The organism is Tolumonas lignilytica (assembly GCF_000527035.1).
Classification (GTDB): domain Bacteria; phylum Pseudomonadota; class Gammaproteobacteria; order Enterobacterales; family Aeromonadaceae; genus Tolumonas; species Tolumonas lignilytica.
Map to the genome: position 1 here is coordinate 2,631,969 of NZ_AZUK01000001.1, position 21,303 is coordinate 2,653,271.

Consider the following 21,303-nt stretch of genomic DNA (forward strand, 5'->3'; position numbering starts at 1 on the left):
CCGTGTCAGATCCGATAAAGCCACGGCCAGTGGCTTTATTTTTGATGCAGAAAATCAGAGGCCATTAACTTGCTCAGACGGCGCGATTCCGGATGTCGCCAGCGGATACGTGCCTGAATGGTTTGCTTGTCAGGCGAGGGCAATGGGCGATCTTCCATGAGTGCCATGAGCGTCGTAAATGCATTGAAGGCCAGCGCGGTATAGTCTTGTGCAATACTATCTATGCGTAATGGCATGAAATCGAGCAATTCGTGATCATCAAAACAGGCCAGATGTTGCAACCCCGATTGCATTTCCGGGTTTTGATTCAGATATTGCAACACCCCTTCCAGCAAAGAAAAAGAAGCGGTAAATAAGGCTTTCGGTGGCCGGCCCAGTTCATTACAGACCTCTTCCATCATGTCATAACCGGAGTAGGAGAAATAGTTCCGCTGCCGTATCCATTCGTTGTGAACGCTGACATTGGCCCGCGTCAAACCCTGCTTGTAACCTTCCAGACGTTGTTTGCTTGGCGTAAGCATCGGCTCTCCGCCAAAATAATAAACTTCATCTGTTTGCTGTTGCGCGATGATCTGGATCAGATTTGCGGTTGCGCCGGTGGCATCTGTCATGATCAACGGCAGATTGGAGTCACCGATTTGACGACCCAGTTGCACCACAGGCACATAGCTGTGGATCTTGCTGTACGATTCGTCACTGGTGTTGCTGGAAATCACAATCAGGCCATCAACCTGGCGTTGTAGCAGGTTATTGACGACGATCTTTTCCTGCTCTGGATCTTCATCGGAACAGGCGATGATGATTTGAATGCCGGCATTACGAAACAGTGATTCCAGCTCTTTGGCCAAGCTGGCATTCGTGAATTGGGTCAGGAAGGGTAACACCAAACCGATGGTATGACTGCGCGAAGAGCGCAGTGCCCGGGCATGGAAACTGGGCTGATAACGATGTTCTTCGGCAATCGATAAAATACGTTGTTGGGTTTCTTCTGAAACCCTATATTCATCGCCTTTGCCATTCAAAACCAAGCTTGCAGTCGCCTTAGAGACGCCTGCAAGTTCTGCGATGTTGCTGATCGTAATTCGGTTGGGTTGTTTCACATCTGATCCGGTAGCGGGAAGCTTTTTTATTCTATCACGCATGCGGACAACAACCAGTGGTGAATTGAGAGGGTGCCCTGACCACTAAAACGCAAAGTCTGCTTTTGTGGATCGGGGAAATAACGCGCCGTCATACAGGCTTCGCCATCGTTGATAAATAATTCCAGTGAGGAACTATCCAGCAACAGTTGTAACGATCGCAGTGCACCGAACCAGTACCGGGTTTCCAGCTCTTCCGTACGCCAGTTACGGCGAGTCAGTGTCAGGCAGTTGCCATCCCAGTTCAACCAGGCATTATCACGCAATGACAGCGAGAAAGGGGCATCTACGTTCAGCATCAGTTCGGCACTGAGTGCGGTGAGCTCTGGTGCATCATCCGCCACACCTTGCCAGACCACGCCATTTCCTTGCCGGAGTTGCTGCAACTCTTTGACCGGTTGTTGGCAGAGAATGCCATTACGCAGTGTGAGTTCCCGCGGGCAAGTCATGCAATCCACCCAGCCATATTGGACGGTAGGTTGCGCCAGTTCGTTATCATCCGGCAGACCGAGCCAGCCAAATAACAGTCTGCGACCATCGGCTGTTTGTGTGGTTTGCGGCGCATAAAACTCAAAGCCGAGATCCAACTCATGGAATTCCCCATGCGGAAAACGGGTTTGTTCATAATCGAGCTTACCGACGAAGTAGCCGCATTGGTACAAATTCAGATATTGATATTTTTCCGCCGCGAGGCCCTGAGGACAGCAGAGTAAGACATCCTGATCGCCCATCGCAAACAGATCCGGGCACTCCCACATATAGCCAAATTCTTTCAGACCATTCAGATGTGTGCCGGCAATTTCACCGCGTAATTCCCATTGCTGTAGATCAGCAGAACGGTATAGCAGAACCTTGCCTTTCAAATTGAGCGACTGGGCTGCCAACACCATGTACCACATGCCATCGTGCTGCCAGACTTTCGGATCACGGACATGGCCAGTGTAGCCTTCCGGTAACAGAATGACGGGCCCTTGTTTTTCATAGGTACCATCGCTTTTTTCTGTTGCCACACATTGATAAGCCGTACGGGAGCCATTGGCGTATTTAACATTCCCGGTATAAATCAGGGTGATTTTACCGTCATTCAAAACGGCGGAACCGGAATAGCAGCCATTGACCTCGTATTCTTCACTCGGCAGCAATGCGACCGGCTCATGACGCCAATGGACTAAATCGTCAGAACTGACATGGCCCCACCATTTGGCCCCGTGACGACAGGCGAGCGGGTTCCATTGATAAAACAGGTGATAACGATCATGCGACTGGATAAATCCGTTCGGATCATTCATCAAGCCAACGACTGGGGCAAGATGCCAGTGCAGACGGTAAGGGTCTGTCGCGGCAATAAGTTGCCCGGTCATTAAAGACCGGGCCAGTTGTTTCAGTAAAGAAACTTCAGACATTATTCAGAGTCCGTGTTGTAACGCAATACAGTAGCGATAGCGAAGGCGGCACCGAAAGCAATCACCATACCAATCAGATAGTTCAGTACAGAGCTGGATTGTACGATGGCAATACCAGGGATACCTGTCAGACCTACAGCGGTCATACCGACTTTGCTGGCGACAACCCAGGCACCACCCAGTGCACCACCGGCCAGCGCAGCCAGAAACGGTTTAACGAAACGCAGGTTGATACCGAAGATAGCGGCTTCAGTGATCCCCAGCAGACATGACAACGCAGATGGGATGGCAACTGATTTAACACGGGCATCTTTGGTTTTGAAGTAAACCGCCAGACATGCACCACCCTGAGCAACGTTAGCCATGGCCCAGATAGGCAGCAGGAAGTTCACGCCGACGCTCTTATCAGCCAGCAGACCCAGTTCGATGGCATGGAAACTGTGATGGATACCGGTGATCACGATGGCAGAGTAAGTACCGCCGAACAGCAGACCTGCTAACCAGCCAGCGTGTTCATACAGGGTGGTCAGCACATACGTGATGCCATGACCTAAACCACGACCCGCTGGGCCGATGAACAGCAGTGACACAAAACCGGTGATCACAACAGTCAGGAACGGTGTCAGGATGATGTCCAGTGCATCAGGAATAACGCGACGCAATTGTTTTTCCAGATGGCTCATGAACCAGACCGCGATCAGTACCGGGAATACGGTACCCTGATAACCGATCATGGCCACATCGATCCCCATGAAGTTCATGGTTTTGAAGCCAGCCCCAACGGTCCAGGCATTGGTCAGTGCCGGATGGGTTAAGATCCCACCCAGTGTCGCCCCCAGATAAGGGTTACCACCAAATTCACGAGCGGCAGTGAAACCGATCAGCACAGGCAGAATGATAAAGGCAGCAGAACTGAACATGTCCAGCATGATGAAAATCGCGCTGTCCGGGTTAGCCCAACCGTAAGTACGCACCAGACCCAAGGTACCCATCAACAAACCAGATGCCACGATGGCTGGAATGATAGGCACAAAAATATTGGATAATGTACGTGCAACGCGCTGCACAACATTCAGTTTTTGGGTCGCCAGTTTTTTAACATCACTTTCACTGGCTTGGCTGATACCGGCAACATCAATAAATGCGGCATACACCTTGTTGACAATGCCAGTACCAAAAATGATCTGTATTTGCCCCGCATTACTGAAACAACCTTTTACCCCGTCAACTTGTTCCAGGGCACTTTTATTTATTTTTGCATCATCTTGCAAAACCAGGCGCAAACGGGTTGCGCAGTGGGCCGCACTGACGATATTCTCTTTGCCACCCAGTAATGGGATCAGCTCATTTGCTACAGAAGTTACATTCATGATTTTCCTCTTTAATGGATGTAACCGGTTAAAATGTCATCACGGGAGCTCAATCCGTGATGACACTAACCGATGCTGTTTCACAACAGCAGGCTTTGGGGTGATATCGTGCGGCCTTGTCTGTTTTGCTGTAGGGGTGAAACCAGACTGGGACGCACACTCTCTCTCAGGAACTCTTTACTCTCAACGCAATGCTCAACTCAGCATTTTTGCAACTTGTTGCATCGTGGGCAATGCGGTCATTGCTCCTCGGGCGGTCGTTGCCAGTGCACCACAAATTTGTGCTTGTTTAATAATCTGCTGCAACCGTTCGCGATCTGGCCACTGGCTTGTGCCACAGGCCGCCAATCCGGCTAACATACCCGATACGAACGCATCACCTGCCCCTGTGGTGTCTACAACTTGGACTTTGGCTGATGCTTGTAGCCATGATTCGTTCTGGTATGTGACAAATACACCATCTGCACCCAGGGTAACTAAGATGAGTGGAATGGAGAAGGTGGACTGTAGCTGACGCACCCCCACTTCAAGATCTGAACTACCGGTCAGAAAAGCCAACTCCTCAATCGACAGTTTCACCATATCGGCATATTGCAATACCCGGTGTAACTGCACTTTCAATGTCTGTTCATCCGTCCACAAATCCAGACGAATATTGGGATCAAAACTAAACAACCCACCCGCCTGATGGATCTTGTCAATCGCAGTGCGACAAGCGGAACGGCTGGGTTCCTGCAGCAAGGCGATGGAACAGAAATGCAGCCATTCGCCGGTCGCAAACTCGGGCAGGTCTTCATTCTGTAACATCAGGTCAGCACTGGGCTGAACTAAGAACGTGAAACTGCGTTCTCCCTGATCATCCAAATCGACCAACACCGTTGATGTGTGATGGGTTGGATCAAAATGCAGCTGTGAGACACAGACCTGCTCTTTTTGTAAAACAGAAGACAGGAATTTACCAAATGGGTCGGTACCCACCCGGCCAATAAAGGCACTGTTGCCACCGAGACGGGCGACACCAACAGCGACATTGGCAGGAGCACCACCGGGACATTTCAAATAATGCTGTTCTCCATCAGGAATCAGATCAACCACAGCATCACCTAAAACCCAAACCCGATTTGTCATGATAAATCCTCACTTATTGCTTGATGTTAAGTTTACTAAAACGGTTTAGCTAAACAACTAAACTCGCTAAACCGTTTTAGCAAATGCGATCGAATTAACAAAATTTGGCTATCCTTGCAGCAATAAAGTTCCTTTTGATTCCATCTTTGGTTGATACCGGAATGATCCTGATCAGGTTATAATCGTATAATCTGCTTAGTGCATTCCAGCCCTCTAATATGAAGAATTCTGACAACATGCTTGCTATTGATATTCAGCAGTTACGCAAAACCTATCAGGGTGGTGTCGAGGCCCTGAAAGGGATCGATCTCGCGGTAGATGAAGGTGATTTTTATGCCTTGCTCGGGCCTAATGGCGCAGGTAAATCCACCACAATCGGTATCATCAGTTCATTGGTCAACAAAACGTCCGGTTCAGTCCGCGTATTTGGTTATGACATCGATACTCACCTGGAAGAAGCCAAATCCCAGATTGGGCTAGTTCCGCAGGAATTTAATTTCAGCCAGTTCGAGAAAGTGGAACAAATCGTGGTGCAGCAGGCGGGGTTCTACGGTGTCCCACGCAAAGTAGCGGAAGCCCGCGCGGAAAAATATCTGAAAGAACTGGATCTGTGGGAAAAACGCGATAAACAGGCCCGGACACTGTCTGGCGGGATGAAACGTCGCCTGATGATTGCCCGAGCGTTGATGCACCAACCCAGACTGTTGATTCTGGATGAACCAACGGCGGGTGTAGATATTGAAATCCGCCGCTCCATGTGGTCATTTCTGAAAAATTTAAATGCAGAAGGCGTCACCATCATTCTGACGACACATTATCTGGAAGAAGCAGAAATGCTTTGTCGGAATATCGGCATCATCGATCAGGGGCGAATTGTTGAAAATACGAGTATGCGCCATTTATTGAGCAAGCTGCAGGTCGAAACCTTCTATTTGGATTTGGATCGTTCTGCGGCCAGCGTGCAATTGAAGGGTTTTAAATCACATCCGGTTGGTGAACAGTCGCTGGAAGTGGAAATTCAGAAAAGTGATGGCTTGAATGGTGTCTTTGAACAGCTGAATCAGCAGCAGGTGAAAGTATTGAGCATGCGTAACAAAGCGAACCGTTTAGAAGAGTTGTTTGTTTCATTAGTAGAGAAAGGACGTCAGGCATGAATCGCACCGTCTATTGGATTGCATTCCAGAGTTTGGTCCGGAAGGAGATCAATCGTTTTACTCGGATCTGGGTACAAACGCTGGTGCCTCCCGCTATCACCATGACACTTTATTTTGTCATCTTCGGTAATCTGATTGGTAGTCGGATTGGCGCGATGCATGGCGTCAGCTATATGCAATTTATTGTGCCGGGCCTGATCATGATGTCGGTGATCACGAACTCCTATTCCAATGTGTCATCGTCATTTTACAGTGCCAAGTTCCAGCGCAATATCGAAGAGCTGCTGGTGGCACCGGTACCAAATTATCTGATCATCTGGGGCTTTGTTGCTGGTGGTGTGGCCCGCGGATTATGTGTTGGCGCTATTGTCACGGCCGTTTCGCTCTTTTTTGTGCCGTTGCAGGTGCATGATCCGATCAGCGTGTTCTTTATGCTGGTATTAACTGCGACGCTGTTTTCGTTAGGTGGGTTATTGAATGCCATTTTTGCGAAAAGCTTTGATGACATCAGTATTATTCCAACGTTTGTTCTGACACCGCTGACCTATCTGGGCGGGGTGTTTTACTCGATCGAATTGTTACCACCGTTCTGGCAGGCGGCTTCGCATGTTAATCCGATCATCTATATGATTAACGGCTTTCGCTATGGTTTTATCGGTATTTCAGATGTACCGATGTGGATGTCTTATTCGGTGGTCTCATTGTTTATCGTGGTGTTGTATGCCGTATGCTGGCATTTGGTGAAGAAAGGCACCGGACTGCGTCACTAAGAAACAAAATGTCACTAATAAAAAAGCCTCCACAAGGGAGGCTTTTTACTCTGCAAGATCTGAATCAATGTTCAAACATGGCAGAGATAGATTCTTCATTGCTGATACGGCGGATCGCTTCAGCCAGCATAGGTGCCAGCGTCAGTTGCTTCACTTTACCAACAGCCTTGATTTCATCGGTCAGCGGAATTGAGTCAGTGATGATCACTTCATCAATTTTTGATTCGGCGATGTTTTTCGCTGCCAGACCAGAGAAAACAGGGTGAGTTGCATAAGCGAATACGCGTTTAGCACCACGATCTTTCAGTGCTTCGGCGGCTTTACACAGCGTACCACCGGTATCGATCATGTCATCAACGATGATGCAGTCGCGGTTGGCAACGTCACCGATCAGATGCATAACCTGAGAAACGTTGGCGCGTGGACGACGTTTATCAATGATAGCGATATCAGTATCATCCAGTAATTTCGCGATAGCGCGGGCACGAACAACACCACCGATATCCGGAGAAACGACAACAGGATCTTCCAGATTACGGGCTTTCATGTCTTCCAGCAGAACCGGGCTACCAAATACGTTATCAACCGGTACATCGAAGAAACCCTGGATCTGCTCAGCGTGCAGATCAACAGTCAGAACGCGGTCAACACCCACGCTGGACAGGAAATCAGCCACTACTTTAGCGGTGATAGGTACACGTGAAGAACGTACACGACGATCCTGACGGGCATAACCAAAGTATGGGATTACTGCAGTAATACGACCTGCGGATGCACGACGCATCGCATCAACCATTACAATCAGTTCCATCAGATTGTCATTGGTTGGTGCACAGGTGGATTGAATGATGAATACATCACCACCACGTACATTTTCGTTGATTTGTACGCTGATTTCTCCATCACTGAAGCGACCAACAGATGCGCTTCCAAGTTTAGTGAAGAGACGGTCGGCAATCTTTTGCGCTAGTTCCGGTGTGGCGTTACCGGCAAACAGCTTCATGTCAGGCACGGGATTAAACCTCTGGGTTTGTCCAGTTGGGGGTGAAGGTCAGCAGGAAATGTTGACTGCTTAGTCATTTCGAGCATAAACCTGTTGCAAAGTGACATAGAGGGGTGATAAGTTTTCCCCTCTGGCTACAAAACCTTGTAACCATGTCGGCATCCTCGCCAAGAGCGCACGAGCCTCATGTTCGTGTTCAAATTCTGCAAAAACACAAGCACCAGTGCCGGTCATTCTTGACGGCGCGTATTCTATCAACCAGCGTAATGCCTTTTCAACCTCGGGGTAATTCTTTTTCACCAGCGGTTCGCAGTCATTGTGCCAATTTCCGTGTGCCAATTCATCCCAGGTTTGCTTGGGTGTGTCCCGTTTGAGATCTTTGTGGCGAAAGACATCGGCAGTTGAAACATGGCATGCTGGCACCAAAACCACATACCATTTTTTATCTATTTCAACAGGTTGCAGACGTTCGCCAACACCTTCTGCAAAGGCGGCATGCCCGCGAACAAATACGGGAACATCGGCACCGAGCTGGCGACCCAGCTCGGCAAGCTCATCCACGGAAAGATTTATTTTCCAGAGATGATTGAGTGCCACCAGTGTCGTTGCTGCATCAGAAGAACCTCCACCGATGCCACCGCCCATTGGGAGGTGTTTATCCAAGGTAATGGTGACACCTAACGGTTGCTCTGAATGTTGTTTCAGCAGTTGTGCGGCTCTGTAGATGAGGTTTTGTTCCATCGGCACATCAGCCAGAGCGGGTGTGATATCGATTTGATTACTGTCATTGAGATGAAAGGTGAGCCAGTCACAGTGATCAAGAAAGATAAACAGAGTCTGCAATTCGTGATAACCATCATCCCGCCGCCCGTTGATATGCAGGAACAGGTTTAATTTGGCGGGCGCCGGCCAGGCAATGTTTTCCGTCGTTAGCATTATTTTGTTAAGTCCCATTCACTGATCACGAGTCGTAACTCAGTCTGTTTACCTTTAAAGGTGATTTTTTCTGGCATCATCCAGCCGTCAACGGGTTGATAACTCTGATACTGCAATTGCCAGTTTGTGGTCTTCAGTCGGGTTACCTGACCATTAGGATTCAGCTCATAATCGGTATCATCGGGTAGGCCTTTGATCCAAATAGGCAGTTCGTGGATGGGCATTTGCCAGCCGGTCAGGCGGTACACCAGATATTCGGCATCAGAGCCGCGATATTCCCGGCCCTTATCATCGATAATCAGCACCTGATTGCCAGTTTTGCGCATTTCCATCACGCGCGTGCCCAGCAAACTGGTCAGATTGAGATGATAATCATCACCATCTTGTTGCCATTGAATGCGAGCAGAACCTTTTTTGTCTGCAGTGATGATGGCGAGTTTGCCGGAAATGGTCCAATGTGTAACAGTTTTCAGTTTTTCGCGTTGTTGACGCCAGTTGGTATTGTCTGGTTGTGGCTGATGAGAGCTACAGGCGGCAAGGATCAGTAAACAAAAAAGTAATGTTAGGTGTTGTAATGGTTTCACGATGCCTCCTTGGACGAGGCGACAGTATAGGCGTTGGTGCTTCGCTTTCAAAGATCTCTGCTTTTTCGTAGAATATGCGTCTTAAATTTGCTGACGAGTCCGCGGCCTGATGCATCATCTGTTTGTGCTGGGGGTAAACCATAAAACGGCGTCATTGTCATTGCGTGAACGGGTCGCTTTCGGACCTGAACGGATTGATGAAGCTTTGACGGCGTTAACATCGGTACCCGGCGTCAAGGAAGGGGTGATTCTTTCCACTTGTAACCGAACCGAACTTTACTGTGCTGTAGATAGCGGCGCCAGTGAAGAGGTTGCGTTATGGTTATCGCATTTTCAACGTTTAACGGAAGATGAACTGCAACCCGCACTGTATCAATTACAGGATGGGGAAGCCGTTCGTCATCTGATGCGGGTCGCCGCCGGACTGGACTCCCTGGTCTTGGGGGAGCCTCAAATTCTGGGGCAAGTGAAACAAGCATTGGATACGGCCACTAAGCAGGGGTCGGTTAAGGGATTACTGAATCGCCTGTTTCAGCGCACCTTTAGTGTTGCCAAGCGAGTTCGCACAGAAACTGAGATCGGTGCTTATGGTGTTTCGGTTGCCTATGTTGCTGTCACACTGGCCCGACAGATTTTTGGTGAACTTTCGCAGGTTAAGGTGTTGTTGATCGGGGCTGGTGAAACGATCGAATTGGTTGGTCAGCATTTGCATGGTCAATCGGTTTCACAAATGACCGTGGCCAACCGGACGTTATTGCGCGCTCAGGCGATAGCCGGAGCCTGGCAAGCGGAGGTGATCACCTTAAACGAGATCCCTCAGGTGCTGCCGGATGTTGATCTGGTTATTAGTTCGACGGCAAGCCCATTACCAATCCTTGGTAAAGGCATGGTTGAGCGTGCATTGAAACAACGCCGCAATAAACCCATGTTGCTGATTGATATTGCTGTGCCCCGTGACATTGAAGAAGAGGTCGGTGAGCTTTCTGACGCCTATCTTTATACCGTGGATGATTTGCAAAATATTGTCGCGGAAAACCAGCGGCATCGGGAACATGCGGCCCGTCAGGCGGAACAGATTGTTCAGGATGAACGGGAACAATTTATGAATTGGTTCCGTAGCTTGTCAGCTAAGACCCAAGTGCGAAGTTATCGGCAACAATCTGACGCGATCCGTCAGGAGCAATTATTGCTGGCCTTACGTAAACTGGAACAGGGTGGCAATCCGGCTGAGGTATTGACGGAGCTCAGTGAACGATTAACCAACAAGCTTATCCACGCACCGACAGAAGCGCTGCGTCAGGCGGGTGAAGCGAGTGACAAAACCGCCTTGTTATTGTTAAGCCAGGCATTAAGACTGGATGAGTAAAATTGAAGAACAATGCCATTTGCATTGATTCAGAAAACAAATATAAACAGGAATGCTATGAAAGAAACAGTGATCAGAAAACTGGAAGGTCTGATGGAGCGCTATGAAGAGGTTCAGGCGTTACTGGGTGAACCGGATGTGGTCTCCGATCAGGATAAATTCCGTAGTCTGACCAAGGAATATGCGCAACTGGGCGAAGTTGTTGCAGGGTTCCGTCGTTACCAGCAAACAGAAGCCGATCTGCAGGCCATCGAAGAGATGTTGGCGGGTGACGATGCTGAAATGAAAGCCATGGCGCAGGAAGAGTATGCGGATGCCAAGCAAATGATCGAGCAAGTGGAAGCAGAATTGCAGGTCTTGTTGCTGCCGAAAGATCCGAAAGATGACAGTAACTGCTTCCTGGAAATTCGTGCCGGTGCCGGTGGTGATGAAGCGGCCATCTTTGCGGGTGATCTGTTTCGTATGTATTCCAAGTATTCCGAACGTCGCGGCTGGCGCATGGAAATCATGAGCACCAGCGATGGCGAACATGGTGGTTATAAAGAGATCATCGTCCGCATGGAAGGTGACAGCGTGTATGGCGTGATGAAATTTGAATCCGGCGGTCATCGTGTGCAACGTGTGCCGGAAACCGAATCTCAGGGCCGTGTGCATACTTCGGCCTGTACCGTGATGGTGCTGCCGGAAATCCCGGAAAAAGAGATCCCGGAAATCAACCCGGCCGATCTGCGTATTGATACCTTCCGTGCTTCCGGTGCCGGTGGTCAGCACATCAATAAAACTGATTCGGCGATTCGCATTACCCACATTCCTACCGGAACCGTGGTGGAATGTCAGGATGAACGTTCACAACATAAAAACAAAGCCCGTGCGATGTCTGTGCTGGCGGCCCGTCTGGCTCAGCAGGAAGAAGACAAGCGTCGTGCCGAAGCGGATTCCACCCGCCGCAGTATTCTGAGTACCGGTGATCGTTCAGACCGTATCCGTACTTATAACTACCCGCAGGGACGTGTCAGCGACCATCGTATCAATCTGACGTTATACCGTCTGAATGAGGTCATGGAAGGCGATTTGGACAGCCTGTTGAAACCGTTGTTGCAGGAATATCAGGCGGATCAGTTGGCCGCATTATCAGAGAATAACTAATGCAGATCGCCTCACTGCGTCAGCAGTTGATTCAACGTTTTGCCAATAGCGACAGTGCTGCGCTGGATGCGGATTGTCTGTTATGCGCAGTATTAAGCTGTACCCGTACCTATCTGCGTACCTGGCCGGAACAAGAACTGACACCGGAGCAGGTGCTTCAGGTGGAGCAATTGGCCTGCCGTCGCGAACAGGGTGAACCGGTCGCCTATATTCTGGGTGTCCGCGAGTTCTGGTCTTTACCGTTGCAGGTATCGCCAGCGACCTTGATTCCCCGTCCAGACACCGAAGCTCTGGTGGAATGGGCGCTGACGCTGTTATCTGAAAAAGGGCAGGGACAAAAGGCGCTGGATTTGGGAACGGGTACCGGCGCCATTGCCTTGGCATTAAAATCCGAATTGCCAGCATTAAATATGTGGGCGCTGGAGCGTGAGCCTGCAGCACTGGATTTGGCCCGCCGTAATGCGGCGCGATTGGGTTTTTCTGTCAATTTTCTGGCAAGCGATTGGTTTTCTGCACTGAAAGAACGGGATTTCCAGTTAATTGTCTCTAATCCGCCATACATTGATGCGACAGACCCTCATCTGTCTCAGGGGGATGTGCGCTTTGAACCACATACCGCGCTGGTTGCTGACGAGGATGGGCTGGCAGATATTCGGCAAATCATTGATCAAGCACCGGATTATTTGGCGCCGGGTGGATGGTTGTTACTGGAACATGGCTGGCAGCAGGCGGAAGCGGTCCGCAATTTATTATTGGCACGTGGTTTTCATGCGGTGATAACCAGACAGGATTTAGGTGGTCAGGATCGTGTTTCCGGCGGTCAGTGGCTAGGTAATGTTGCTGAGTAGTATGTAAATGAACATAACAGCCGATACAGATTACGAGGGTTTGGATATTGCGATGCTGGCTTTGATGGCCGCAGAGGATATTCTGGATCAGCCAGTACTGATCGATGGATTGCAGCAATTGCGGGCGCTACGAACCGCGATTAAACCCTATATTACAGCCAGTGATGATCAGGGGCGTCGTGAACAATTGCTGCATGCCTTTTATCACGAGTTTAATTTTTCCGGTGACTGGGAACATTATTATGCACCGGAAAATTGTCTGCTTAATCATGTTCTGACTCAACGCAGTGGTCTACCCATCACACTGGGGATCGTGTTGATGCATCTGGCTCAGGCCATTGAATTACCCGTCAGGGGAGTCTGCTTCCCCGGCAACTTCCTGCTGCTTTTCCCTGGGCAGACGCCTGTCTTCATCGATCCTTTCACCGGTGAAATATGGGATCAGACACAACAAGCCCTGATGTTGCGAGCGTCACTGGGCGATCTGACACAGATGGATAGCAAATATACGAAAGAGGCTGATCAACATCAGATTCTGTCGCGCTTATTGAGTATCAGTAAAGGTTGTCTGCTACAAAACCGCCGTTTGCCGGAAGCGCTGCGCTGCAGTGAAGTGTTACTGGTGATGAATCCGGATGACCCCTATGAGATCCGTGATCGCGGTCTGGTGTATGAACAGCTGGAATGTCCGCAACTGGCAGCGGAAGATTACGCCTATTTTATTGAACAATGCCCACAAGATCCGGTTGCTACTGTGCTGAAGGTACAGTTACAAATGTTGGATCATGACGCAATTACTTTGCACTGATGGAGTGATGAATGAAACAGAAAGTCGTTCAGTTTAACGGAATCAATGTTGCGAACGATCAGCCATTTGTGCTGTTTGGTGGCATGAACGTATTGGAATCACGTGATCTGGCCATGTCGATTTGTGAAACCTATGTGACTGTGACTGAAAAGCTCGGCATCCCGCTGGTTTTCAAGGCCAGTTGGGATAAGGCCAACCGTTCTTCCGTCCACTCTTATCGTGGCCCCGGCATGGAAGAGGGGTTGCGTATTTTTGAAGAATTGAAAAAAACGTTTGGCGTCAGCCTGATCACTGACGTACACGAAACTTGGCAGGCGAAACCTGTCGGCGAAGTGGTTGATGTCTTGCAACTGCCAGCCTTTCTGGCCCGGCAGACAGATCTGGTGGAAGCATTGGCAAAAACCGGCAATGTGATCAACGTGAAAAAACCGCAGTTCTTAAGTCCGGGACAGGTCAAAAACATCGTTGAGAAATTCGCAGAATGCGGCAATGAACGCATCATCCTGTGTGAGCGCGGTGTGAATTTTGGTTATGACAATCTGGTGGTCGATATGCTGGGCTTTGGTGTCATGAAGAATGCGAGCCAGGGTAGCCCGGTCATTTTTGACGTGACCCATTCTCTGCAATGTCGTGATCCGCTGGGTGCTGCTTCCGGTGGTCGTCGTGAACAGGTAACTGAACTGGCGCGGGCTGGTATGGCCGTCGGTTTAGCGGGGTTATTTATTGAGTCACATCCTGATCCGGAACATGCCCGTTGCGATGGGCCGAGCGCCTTGCCACTCGATAAACTGGAGCCTTTCCTGCGTCAGATGAAAGCGATTGATGACCTGGTAAAAAACTTTGAACCGTTGGAAACGCGCTGAGTTTCAGTAGGGTTATCGCGTAATGAAAGCCCCTGTTCGGGGCTTTCATTCATCAACCTTCTCAGGTTCGGTTACTGGCGCTATCGGCAACCACACGGTAAAAACAGACCCTTTCCCCAGTTCACTTTCCACATCGATGCGGCCTTGATGTTTTTTGATAATCCCATAAGCCACTGACAGCCCCAGACCGGTGCCGGAACCCACACGCTTTGTGGTGAAGAACGGATCAAAAATATTAGCTTTAATTTCGGGCGTCATACCACAGCCGGTATCGCTGATCGAGATATAAACCTGCTCTCCGGTCTGACCTGTTTTAATTCTGATTTCACCATGAATATCAATGGCATGAGCTGCATTGAGCAGCATATTCATCAACACCTGATTGATCTGTGTCGGCATGCAGTAGACGAGCGGGATCTTGCCATAGTCAAGAATCACATCTGTTTTGTATTTCAGTTCATTGCTAATGATATTTAATGTGCTGTTAAGACCATCGTGTAAATTCGCCCATTCCCATTGATTTTCTCCAGCACGGGAGAAATGGAGCAGATCCTGAATAATACGTCTGACTTTGACAGCACCTTCGATTGAATCCTGGAATAAAGGGCCAATATCTTCCCTGAGAAAATCCAGATCGATTTCTTCCCGTAACCGCTGGATTTCATCACGCCATACCGTGTTGGAGGGATTGGCACTCAGTTCTTCGTAGAGTGTAATCAGCTCGAAGAATTGATGAAAATAACGCTGTAATGAACTTAGGTTTGAGGTGATATATCCCATCGGATTATTGATCTCGTGGGCCACCCCGGCTGCTAGTTGGCCGATCGAAGCTAATTTTTCGGATTGTCGCAACTGACGGTCACTTTCTTCAAGTTGTTGGATCAAGGCTTTCTGTTCGGCTTTTTCCTGTTCCAATGCCTGTTGCATCAATTTTCTTTCTTCAATCTCCTGTTGCATCTTGTGCTGAGTGTTAATTAATTCAGCATTGATGGATTTATTCTTTTTTAAGGCATTTTCCAGTTGTTCAGTACGATTATGTACCTCATCTTCCAGCATGATCTGTGATTTAAAAAGATTAAAATCCGTCATCTGGTCAGCATTGAGGGAGTCGGCCTGCTTAATGAGCGAGGCGATAATTTTATTCAACCGAATAATTTCATTTTGCAATTCTGCGAGCTGATTATTTTGTTCAATCATCATTCAGCCTCTTCGCAACCAAAGGCGATGCCAGTACAGGTTTGATTCAGATGCAGACTGCCGAATTGTTCGCCGAAACTGCTGAATCCAGAAGTTTGATTTTGCAACAGAAGTTTAGTGACATCAGGAAGTTGCTGTGTGTTCAGTATTTCTGTTCGTCGGAGAATGCAATCACATACCAGAGTGAGAGAAATACCACCAATAGCTTCATTAAGCGTTTCAAATTGATGACTTAAATTGCGCTCCAAATTCTGACTGTGGGCAATACGTAACACAATGCCTTCCTCTATAGCACAATAGAGGCTCAGACTGCCGTCCGCGTTAGCTTTTTGGATGGAACGAATATATTCATTCCCGTTAATTTTCATGATGACAGGGTAATTGGCGAAAATTTTTGCGTCCAACTGTTCGACGCTACAACCAACCTGTTGGGCATAAACTTGGGTTGCCGGTAACCCGTTTAATTCACGAATGATTCGATTATTCGTATCTGTCTCTGTGACAACCAAAGGCTCGCCAGCGGCAGTAAAGTGTTGGGTTTTAAACATACGAAACGGGCGATTGGTGCGAAAGAGCATCAACACACAACTGTTTTCCTGAAAACGCCCCTGATGAAAGATATACGTATGGGTAAATTGCACATCGTCCGCCGCAGAGCCGCCAAAGAGGGGAATCGTACTCAGATATTTCTGAAAACAATGGCTGACATTCTCTTCTTTTTTGGAAAGACCATCAATCAATTGCATGGCGAATGTATAACGATGGTTGGGGGCTGGAAGCGATGATTCCGGTTTCACCATGATGGATTGAATAAATTGTTTCCCCTGGCTTTCGGTAAAATGACTGAGATCATTCAGACAAGCCGTTACGACATGGAAGTCATCTCTGGGGAAAGAAATAGCACTGATGCTGTGATCCACATAACCGGTCGGGCCGATTTCTCCGGCAGAAGTACATCCCACCACTTCGGTATCAGGAAAGAAATGATTAAAACCTTCTGCGATCATGTTCAAGTCATAACTGCTGGAGCAAAAAAACAAAATAAGGCTGGATGAAGCGGGGTTAAGGCTATTTTTCAACTCCTCCACAGCGGTATAAGGGGCAATGGCGGTGGATTGCGCACGTAATATTTGGCTCATGGGGTTCCCTGATAAAAACAGCGGCTACATCTTATTATTGTGCCTATCTCAGACTGTAGCCAACAATTGACCAAAAATCAGTTATGAACCGCTAGAGTCTGCAAATCTGTGATAATTCACACAGACAGGATGTCTACGGCGTCACGGATGACTCTGTTATCATATCGCCTGGTTCGTGACGTGATGATTTGAGTATCAACCATGATCGATAGATTACAAGCCGAGGTTTTTACCATTCTGGACGCGCAATTACAGCCGGGGCCTTTGCTGGTGGGCTATAGTGGCGGCTTAGATTCTCGCGTATTACTTGAATTATTGGCACGTTATGTGGCTGTCAAACCGGGGTTTTCATTGCAGGCTATACATGTCCATCATGGTCTTAATCCCAAGGCGGATGAATGGCTGCAACATTGTCAAACAGTCTGCGCAGTATTAGATGTGCCATTGATAGCCAGGCATGCCATCTTAGAAAAAAAAGCTCGTGAATCACTGGAAGATGTCGCCCGGCAAGCGCGGTATGACCTTTTCCGTGAGCACTTGGCTACGGGTGGTTTCTTACTAACGGCTCATCATCAGGACGATCAATTAGAAACGCTGCTTTTAGCCCTGAAAAGAGGCTCTGGGCCAAGGGGATTATCGGCTATGCCAAGGCATATCGCTTTTGCATCCGGCCATCTGATCCGACCTTTACTGTCTTTTGATCGTCGTCAGCTTGCTGAATGGGCTCAGAATCAGCATTTGAGCTGGATTGAGGATGACAGTAACCAAAACGAGCAATTTGATCGTAATTTTCTGCGCCATTCCGTGATCCCTTTGCTTCGCGATCGTTGGCCGGAAATTGCGGCGACAGCCAGTCGGACGGCCAGTTTATGCGCAGAACAGGAATCGCTGTTGGATGAAATTGCCGCATTGGATCTGAACACAGTCAAATATCGCGATGGAAGTTTGCAGATTGCTCATCTGGCGGTACTGTCTCCGGCGCGTCGGCATCAGCTCTTGCGTTATTGGTTGCGAGAATTAACTGGAACGGTACCCACACAGAGTCAGTTGCATAAAATCTGGCCTGAAGTGGCCTTAGCCCGTGAAGATGCGATGCCGGAATTGATTTGGCAAAAAGGGAGTGTACGGCGTTATCAACAACGTCTGTATCAACTCAATGGGCCAGTTACGTCTCCGTTTTGTAGACAGGCAATACCGATTAATCAGCCTCTTGAATTGTCGTCAGGAATGTTAACATTAAGTTCCGATATGACGACACCGGCACAGTTGCGGATGCCATTGCAGAATGAACCACTTTCCGTGACCTGTAATTTGGCTGGTTCAGTAAAAATGCATCCGCTCGGACGTCAACATTCGCGGGAATTAAAAAAGCTCTGGCAGGAATATGAGGTGGCCCCCTGGTTGCGAGGCAGCATGCCGATCATTTGTTACGGAAACACGGTTGCGGCGGTTGCCGGGCTATTTGTCTGTCAGGGGTTTGGTTGCCCTGAAAATCAATCAGGGCTGAACATTCATTGGCAACCTAACGTGTGAACCGGCGATCAGGCTGACTGATGACGGCTGTTTTTATGATGATAAAGCTGTTCATCCGCTAAATGATATAGCTCTTTTGCGCTCATCCCTTTTTTCCAGTTTTCATAACCGATGCTACAGGCGGTATTCCAACGTTTCAGTTCAGGGTGCTGCGCCAGGCGTTTTTGTAAACGGATGAGCACTCTGACGGCGGTAAATTCATCGGCGGGTTGGAACATGATGGCAAATTCATCTCCACCCAAACGAAACACCATATCTGTTCCACGGACGACGGTTGTTAACAGATCGGCAAATGTTTTCAGGACTGAGTCACCAATCGGATGGCCGTGCGTGTCATTGATCTGTTTGAAATCATCTAAATCGACCAGCATCAATGTCAGTCCATTGGGTTGGCGCATGTTCTGCTCAATCGCTAGCTGTAAGGCTTCATCAAAATAGGCGCGGTTACCGACGCCAGTCAGATGATCCATGCGGCACTGCTGATCCATTTCTTCCATTTTAAGAAATAAACGCAGCGGATTAATCAGCAATTGATGTAACTGTTGCATTAAGCGTTGTTGGTGTGGATTCAGTCTGGCTGTCAGTTCATAGTCGAGGTGACCCAGCAGATGCATTTTGTTATCAACCAGTGGGCTATGTTGTTTATAAGCGCCGCGTCCTAGATTTAATACCTCGATACGTTGTTCCATCCAGACATAAGCGAGATGGCAAATCGGCAAGTGTTGGCTTATCCAGGCGGCAAAAGCTTGCAGCAGATCCGGCAAGTTTTCCTGCGTCATCAGTGTTTCCAGCAACGCGAGTTTATCTGAGCTGGAGATAGGGCTAAAACCACTGACACGGGCGAAATGCAGCTCAGGTGCGTGATCTAATGTTCTTGCAACAGATAAACCTTCCATAACATTCACCTACCAATGATACAACACACTATAAATAAGCAAATCCTATGCCTATTTTTTGTTTTATTTTAAGGTGTTGAAATTTAATGGTTTTTTATTAAAATAGCTTGATGGTAAGCGGCATGAATTTGTCAATCACGGGAGAAGAGAAAAACCACTGTCTTGATAAGACATTTTTTTGACATAAAAAAACCAGCCTCTGGGAGGCTGGTCGGTGTGTGAGGGCTTACTTAGCCAATTGCGCTTTCAATTTTGCGACGATTTCATCGATGGCGATTTCAGATTTTTCACCACTGCGGCGGTATTTGTATTCCACCACACCGTTATCGATACCGCGTTCACCAATTACAATCGAGTGAGGAATACCAATCAGTTCCATGTCCGCAAACATTACCCCCGGACGTTCTTTCCGATCATCCAGCAGTACTTCCACGCCGGCTGCTTGCAATTCATTGTAGAAGCGTTCTGCCAATTCCTGAACACGATGTGATTTGTGCATGTTCATTGGAATGATCACTACCTGGAATGGCGCAATTGCATCGGTCCAGATAATGCCACGATCGTCAAAGTTCTGTTCAATGGCAGCAGCAACGACACGGGTAACGCCAATACCGTAACAACCCATTTCCATGATGGTCGCTTTACCGGCTTCATTCAGTACGGTTGCATTCATGGCTTCGGAATACTTAGTGCCGAGTTGGAAAATGTGACCCACTTCGATGCCGCGTTTCAGCAACAAAGTTCCTTTACCACAAGGGCTCGGATCACCTTCTACTACATTGCGAATATCGGCAACTTCATAATTCTGAATATCACGATCCCAGTTCATACCGGTCATGTGAAAATCATTTTCGTTAGCACCACAGACAAAATCAGCCAGATGTGCCGCACTGCGATCCACAATGACACGGCATTGCAGATTTTGTGGGCCGATGGAGCCGGCATCACAGCCAGCTACAGCGCGAATTTCTTCTTCGCTGGCGAAGGTCAGCGGTGCAGCCACACCGGCAATTTTTTCTGCTTTGATTTCATTCAGCTCGTGATCACCACGTAACACTAATGCGATGACGGCATTATTTCCCTGAGCCTCTTCGTCAGCTTTAACCAGCAGTGTTTTAATGGTCTGCTGTTCAGGTACTTTCAAATAGTCAGAAACTTCGGCAATGGTATGCGCATTTGGTGTCGCAATTTTGGTCGCGGTTTTGGTTGGAGCCGCACGTTCGCCGGCTGGTGCCAGTGCTTCCGCCATTTCAACGTTCGCGGCATAATCAGATTCGGTAGAGAAGGCAATCAGATCTTCGCCACTGTTTGCCAGCACATGGAATTCGTGAGAACCAGTCCCACCAATTGACCCGGTATCCGCCAGTACTGGGCGGAAATCCAGGCCCATGCGGGAGAAAATGTTGCAATAGGCCTGATGCATTTTGCCGTAAGTCTCAACTAGGCTCTCTTTATCCAGATGGAACGAGTAAGCATCTTTCATGGTGAATTCACGGCCACGCATAACCCCAAAACGAGGACGTACTTCATCACGGAATTTAGTCTGGATCTGATACAGATTCAGTGGCAGTTGTTTGTAACTGTTTACTTCATAACGAACCAGTGCCGTAACCACTTCTTCATGCGTCGGGCCTAAAACGAAAGGACGCTCGTGGCGATCGGTCAGACGGCACAGTTCCGGGCCATATTGTTCCCAACGACCTGATTCTTGCCACAGTTCAGCCGGTTGTACTACCGGCATGGAGATCTCGATCGCACCCGCCTTGTTCATCTCTTCACGAACGATGTTTTCAACTTTATGCAATACACGTAAACCGGTTGGCAACCAGGTGTACAAACCAGACGCCAGTTTACGGATCATCCCGGCACGCAGCATGAGCTGGTGGCTGATCACTTCTGCATCGTTAGGTGTTTCTTTGAGCGTGGAAAGCAGATATTGGCTGGTACGCATGCTGGATCCTTCGTTTATTAAGCATTATTCCGGCATCACCGCCGGTTATTCTGGAATTGGGCCAAAATT

Annotated in this window: 19 protein-coding genes; 8 read left to right on the forward strand and 11 right to left on the reverse strand. The window is 48.5% G+C overall.

The annotated features are described in order from the left end of the window. Positions 1-35 precede the first annotated feature (35 nt). The 4 genes from H027_RS0112210 to H027_RS0112225 all read right to left on the reverse strand — a co-directional run bounded on the left by H027_RS0112210 (position 36) and on the right by H027_RS0112225 (position 5,040). Complete coding sequence (locus tag H027_RS0112210; protein ID WP_024872742.1) at positions 36-1,100, reverse strand: LacI family DNA-binding transcriptional regulator; 1,065 nt, start codon at positions 1,098-1,100, stop codon at positions 36-38. A gap of 26 nt (positions 1,101-1,126) precedes the next feature. Then, complete coding sequence (locus H027_RS0112215) at positions 1,127-2,542, reverse strand: sucrose-6-phosphate hydrolase (protein ID WP_024872743.1); 1,416 nt, start codon at positions 2,540-2,542, stop codon at positions 1,127-1,129. Then, positions 2,542-3,912 carry a sucrose-specific PTS transporter subunit IIBC gene (locus H027_RS0112220; protein WP_024872744.1) on the reverse strand — a complete coding sequence of 457 codons (1,371 nt, stop codon included), beginning with the start codon at positions 3,910-3,912 and terminating at the stop codon, positions 2,542-2,544. The genes H027_RS0112215 and H027_RS0112220 overlap by 1 nt, the downstream gene beginning before the upstream one ends. A gap of 195 nt (positions 3,913-4,107) precedes the next feature. Then, the gene (locus H027_RS0112225; protein ID WP_024872745.1) at positions 4,108-5,040 is read right to left on the reverse strand and encodes an aminoimidazole riboside kinase; all 933 of its coding nucleotides are present in this window, start codon (positions 5,038-5,040) and stop codon (positions 4,108-4,110) included. A 236-nt stretch (positions 5,041-5,276) separates the two neighbouring features. On the opposite strand from H027_RS0112225, the gene H027_RS0112230 reads away from it, so the two are divergent. Together H027_RS0112230 and H027_RS0112235 are read left to right on the forward strand one after the other, a co-directional pair. Beyond that, complete coding sequence (locus tag H027_RS0112230; protein WP_024872746.1) at positions 5,277-6,194, forward strand: ABC transporter ATP-binding protein; 918 nt, start codon at positions 5,277-5,279, stop codon at positions 6,192-6,194. Continuing rightward, positions 6,191-6,964: an ABC transporter permease gene (locus H027_RS0112235; protein ID WP_024872747.1), complete on the forward strand. Its 774-nt coding sequence runs from the start codon at positions 6,191-6,193 to the stop codon at positions 6,962-6,964. Before H027_RS0112230 ends, H027_RS0112235 begins: the two co-directional genes overlap by 4 nt. Positions 6,965-7,028: 64 nt before the next feature. Here H027_RS0112235 and H027_RS0112240 read toward each other — a convergent pair whose 3' ends face one another. From H027_RS0112240 to lolB, 3 genes are read right to left on the reverse strand one after another with little or no spacing between them, the layout of a single operon-like run. Next, on the reverse strand, positions 7,029-7,976 hold the full coding sequence (locus H027_RS0112240; RefSeq protein WP_152536721.1) for a ribose-phosphate pyrophosphokinase: 948 nt from the start codon (positions 7,974-7,976) through the stop codon (positions 7,029-7,031). 60 nt (positions 7,977-8,036) lie between these two features. Then, entirely contained in the window at positions 8,037-8,903 is an 867-nt protein-coding gene (gene ispE, locus H027_RS0112245; RefSeq protein WP_038149277.1) for a 4-(cytidine 5'-diphospho)-2-C-methyl-D-erythritol kinase, read from the reverse strand. Then, positions 8,903-9,487 carry a lipoprotein insertase outer membrane protein LolB gene (gene lolB / locus H027_RS0112250; RefSeq protein WP_024872750.1) on the reverse strand — a complete coding sequence of 195 codons (585 nt, stop codon included), beginning with the start codon at positions 9,485-9,487 and terminating at the stop codon, positions 8,903-8,905. The genes ispE and lolB overlap by 1 nt, the downstream gene beginning before the upstream one ends. A 109-nt stretch (positions 9,488-9,596) precedes the next feature. Here lolB and hemA point away from each other — a divergent pair, with 109 nt between their 5' ends. From hemA to kdsA, 5 genes are read left to right on the forward strand one after another with little or no spacing between them, the layout of a single operon-like run. Further along, the gene (gene hemA / locus H027_RS0112255; RefSeq protein WP_038149278.1) at positions 9,597-10,853 is read left to right on the forward strand and encodes a glutamyl-tRNA reductase; all 1,257 of its coding nucleotides are present in this window, start codon (positions 9,597-9,599) and stop codon (positions 10,851-10,853) included. A 57-nt stretch (positions 10,854-10,910) separates the two neighbouring features. After that, positions 10,911-11,999, forward strand: a complete 1,089-nt coding sequence (prfA, locus tag H027_RS0112260) for a peptide chain release factor 1 (RefSeq protein WP_024872752.1) — start codon at positions 10,911-10,913, stop codon at positions 11,997-11,999. Continuing rightward, positions 11,999-12,847 carry a peptide chain release factor N(5)-glutamine methyltransferase gene (gene prmC, locus H027_RS0112265; RefSeq protein WP_024872753.1) on the forward strand — a complete coding sequence of 283 codons (849 nt, stop codon included), beginning with the start codon at positions 11,999-12,001 and terminating at the stop codon, positions 12,845-12,847. Before prfA ends, prmC begins: the two co-directional genes overlap by 1 nt. Positions 12,848-12,854: 7 nt before the next feature. Next, positions 12,855-13,655 carry a SirB1 family protein gene (locus H027_RS0112270; RefSeq protein ID WP_024872754.1) on the forward strand — a complete coding sequence of 267 codons (801 nt, stop codon included), beginning with the start codon at positions 12,855-12,857 and terminating at the stop codon, positions 13,653-13,655. Between the two features lie 11 nt (positions 13,656-13,666). After that, positions 13,667-14,518 (forward strand): 3-deoxy-8-phosphooctulonate synthase, encoded by an 852-nt coding sequence (kdsA, locus tag H027_RS0112275; RefSeq protein ID WP_024872755.1) that lies wholly within the window; start codon positions 13,667-13,669, stop codon positions 14,516-14,518. A 45-nt stretch (positions 14,519-14,563) separates the two neighbouring features. Here the strand turns inward: kdsA and H027_RS0112280 are convergent, their stop codons facing one another. Both H027_RS0112280 and H027_RS0112285 read right to left on the reverse strand, forming a co-directional pair. Continuing rightward, on the reverse strand, positions 14,564-15,718 hold the full coding sequence (locus H027_RS0112280) for an ATP-binding protein (RefSeq protein WP_024872756.1): 1,155 nt from the start codon (positions 15,716-15,718) through the stop codon (positions 14,564-14,566). Continuing rightward, positions 15,715-16,854, reverse strand: a complete 1,140-nt coding sequence (locus tag H027_RS0112285; protein ID WP_024872757.1) for an FIST N-terminal domain-containing protein — start codon at positions 16,852-16,854, stop codon at positions 15,715-15,717. The genes H027_RS0112280 and H027_RS0112285 overlap by 4 nt, the downstream gene beginning before the upstream one ends. Before the next feature lie 201 nt (positions 16,855-17,055). Between H027_RS0112285 and tilS the strand changes: the two genes are divergently transcribed. Then, positions 17,056-18,387 carry a tRNA lysidine(34) synthetase TilS gene (gene tilS, locus H027_RS0112290; protein ID WP_024872758.1) on the forward strand — a complete coding sequence of 444 codons (1,332 nt, stop codon included), beginning with the start codon at positions 17,056-17,058 and terminating at the stop codon, positions 18,385-18,387. Between the two features lie 8 nt (positions 18,388-18,395). Here tilS and H027_RS0112295 read toward each other — a convergent pair whose 3' ends face one another. Both H027_RS0112295 and H027_RS0112300 read right to left on the reverse strand, forming a co-directional pair. Next, positions 18,396-19,283, reverse strand: coding sequence for a GGDEF domain-containing protein (locus H027_RS0112295; protein ID WP_024872759.1), 888 nt, complete (start codon positions 19,281-19,283; stop codon positions 18,396-18,398). A gap of 226 nt (positions 19,284-19,509) precedes the next feature. Then, on the reverse strand, positions 19,510-21,234 hold the full coding sequence (locus tag H027_RS0112300) for a proline--tRNA ligase (protein ID WP_024872760.1): 1,725 nt from the start codon (positions 21,232-21,234) through the stop codon (positions 19,510-19,512). Between the last annotated feature and the right edge of the window lie 69 nt (positions 21,235-21,303).

Coding starts and splice junctions, on each gene's coding strand:
- H027_RS0112215 (WP_024872743.1), bottom strand. CDS start 2,542: ATGTCTGAAGTTTCTTTACTGAAACAACTGGCCCGGTCTTTAATGACC.
- H027_RS0112220 (WP_024872744.1), bottom strand. CDS start 3,912: ATGAATGTAACTTCTGTAGCAAATGAGCTGATCCCATTACTGGGTGGC.
- H027_RS0112225 (WP_024872745.1), bottom strand. CDS start 5,040: ATGACAAATCGGGTTTGGGTTTTAGGTGATGCTGTGGTTGATCTGATT.
- H027_RS0112230 (WP_024872746.1), top strand. CDS start 5,277: ATGCTTGCTATTGATATTCAGCAGTTACGCAAAACCTATCAGGGTGGT.
- H027_RS0112235 (WP_024872747.1), top strand. CDS start 6,191: ATGAATCGCACCGTCTATTGGATTGCATTCCAGAGTTTGGTCCGGAAG.
- ispE (WP_038149277.1), bottom strand. CDS start 8,903: ATGCTAACGACGGAAAACATTGCCTGGCCGGCGCCCGCCAAATTAAAC.
- hemA (WP_038149278.1), top strand. CDS start 9,597: ATGCATCATCTGTTTGTGCTGGGGGTAAACCATAAAACGGCGTCATTG.
- prfA (WP_024872752.1), top strand. CDS start 10,911: ATGAAAGAAACAGTGATCAGAAAACTGGAAGGTCTGATGGAGCGCTAT.
- prmC (WP_024872753.1), top strand. CDS start 11,999: ATGCAGATCGCCTCACTGCGTCAGCAGTTGATTCAACGTTTTGCCAAT.
- H027_RS0112270 (WP_024872754.1), top strand. CDS start 12,855: ATGAACATAACAGCCGATACAGATTACGAGGGTTTGGATATTGCGATG.
- kdsA (WP_024872755.1), top strand. CDS start 13,667: ATGAAACAGAAAGTCGTTCAGTTTAACGGAATCAATGTTGCGAACGAT.
- H027_RS0112280 (WP_024872756.1), bottom strand. CDS start 15,718: ATGATGATTGAACAAAATAATCAGCTCGCAGAATTGCAAAATGAAATT.
- H027_RS0112285 (WP_024872757.1), bottom strand. CDS start 16,854: ATGAGCCAAATATTACGTGCGCAATCCACCGCCATTGCCCCTTATACC.
- tilS (WP_024872758.1), top strand. CDS start 17,056: ATGATCGATAGATTACAAGCCGAGGTTTTTACCATTCTGGACGCGCAA.
- H027_RS0112295 (WP_024872759.1), bottom strand. CDS start 19,283: ATGGAAGGTTTATCTGTTGCAAGAACATTAGATCACGCACCTGAGCTG.
- H027_RS0112300 (WP_024872760.1), bottom strand. CDS start 21,234: ATGCGTACCAGCCAATATCTGCTTTCCACGCTCAAAGAAACACCTAAC.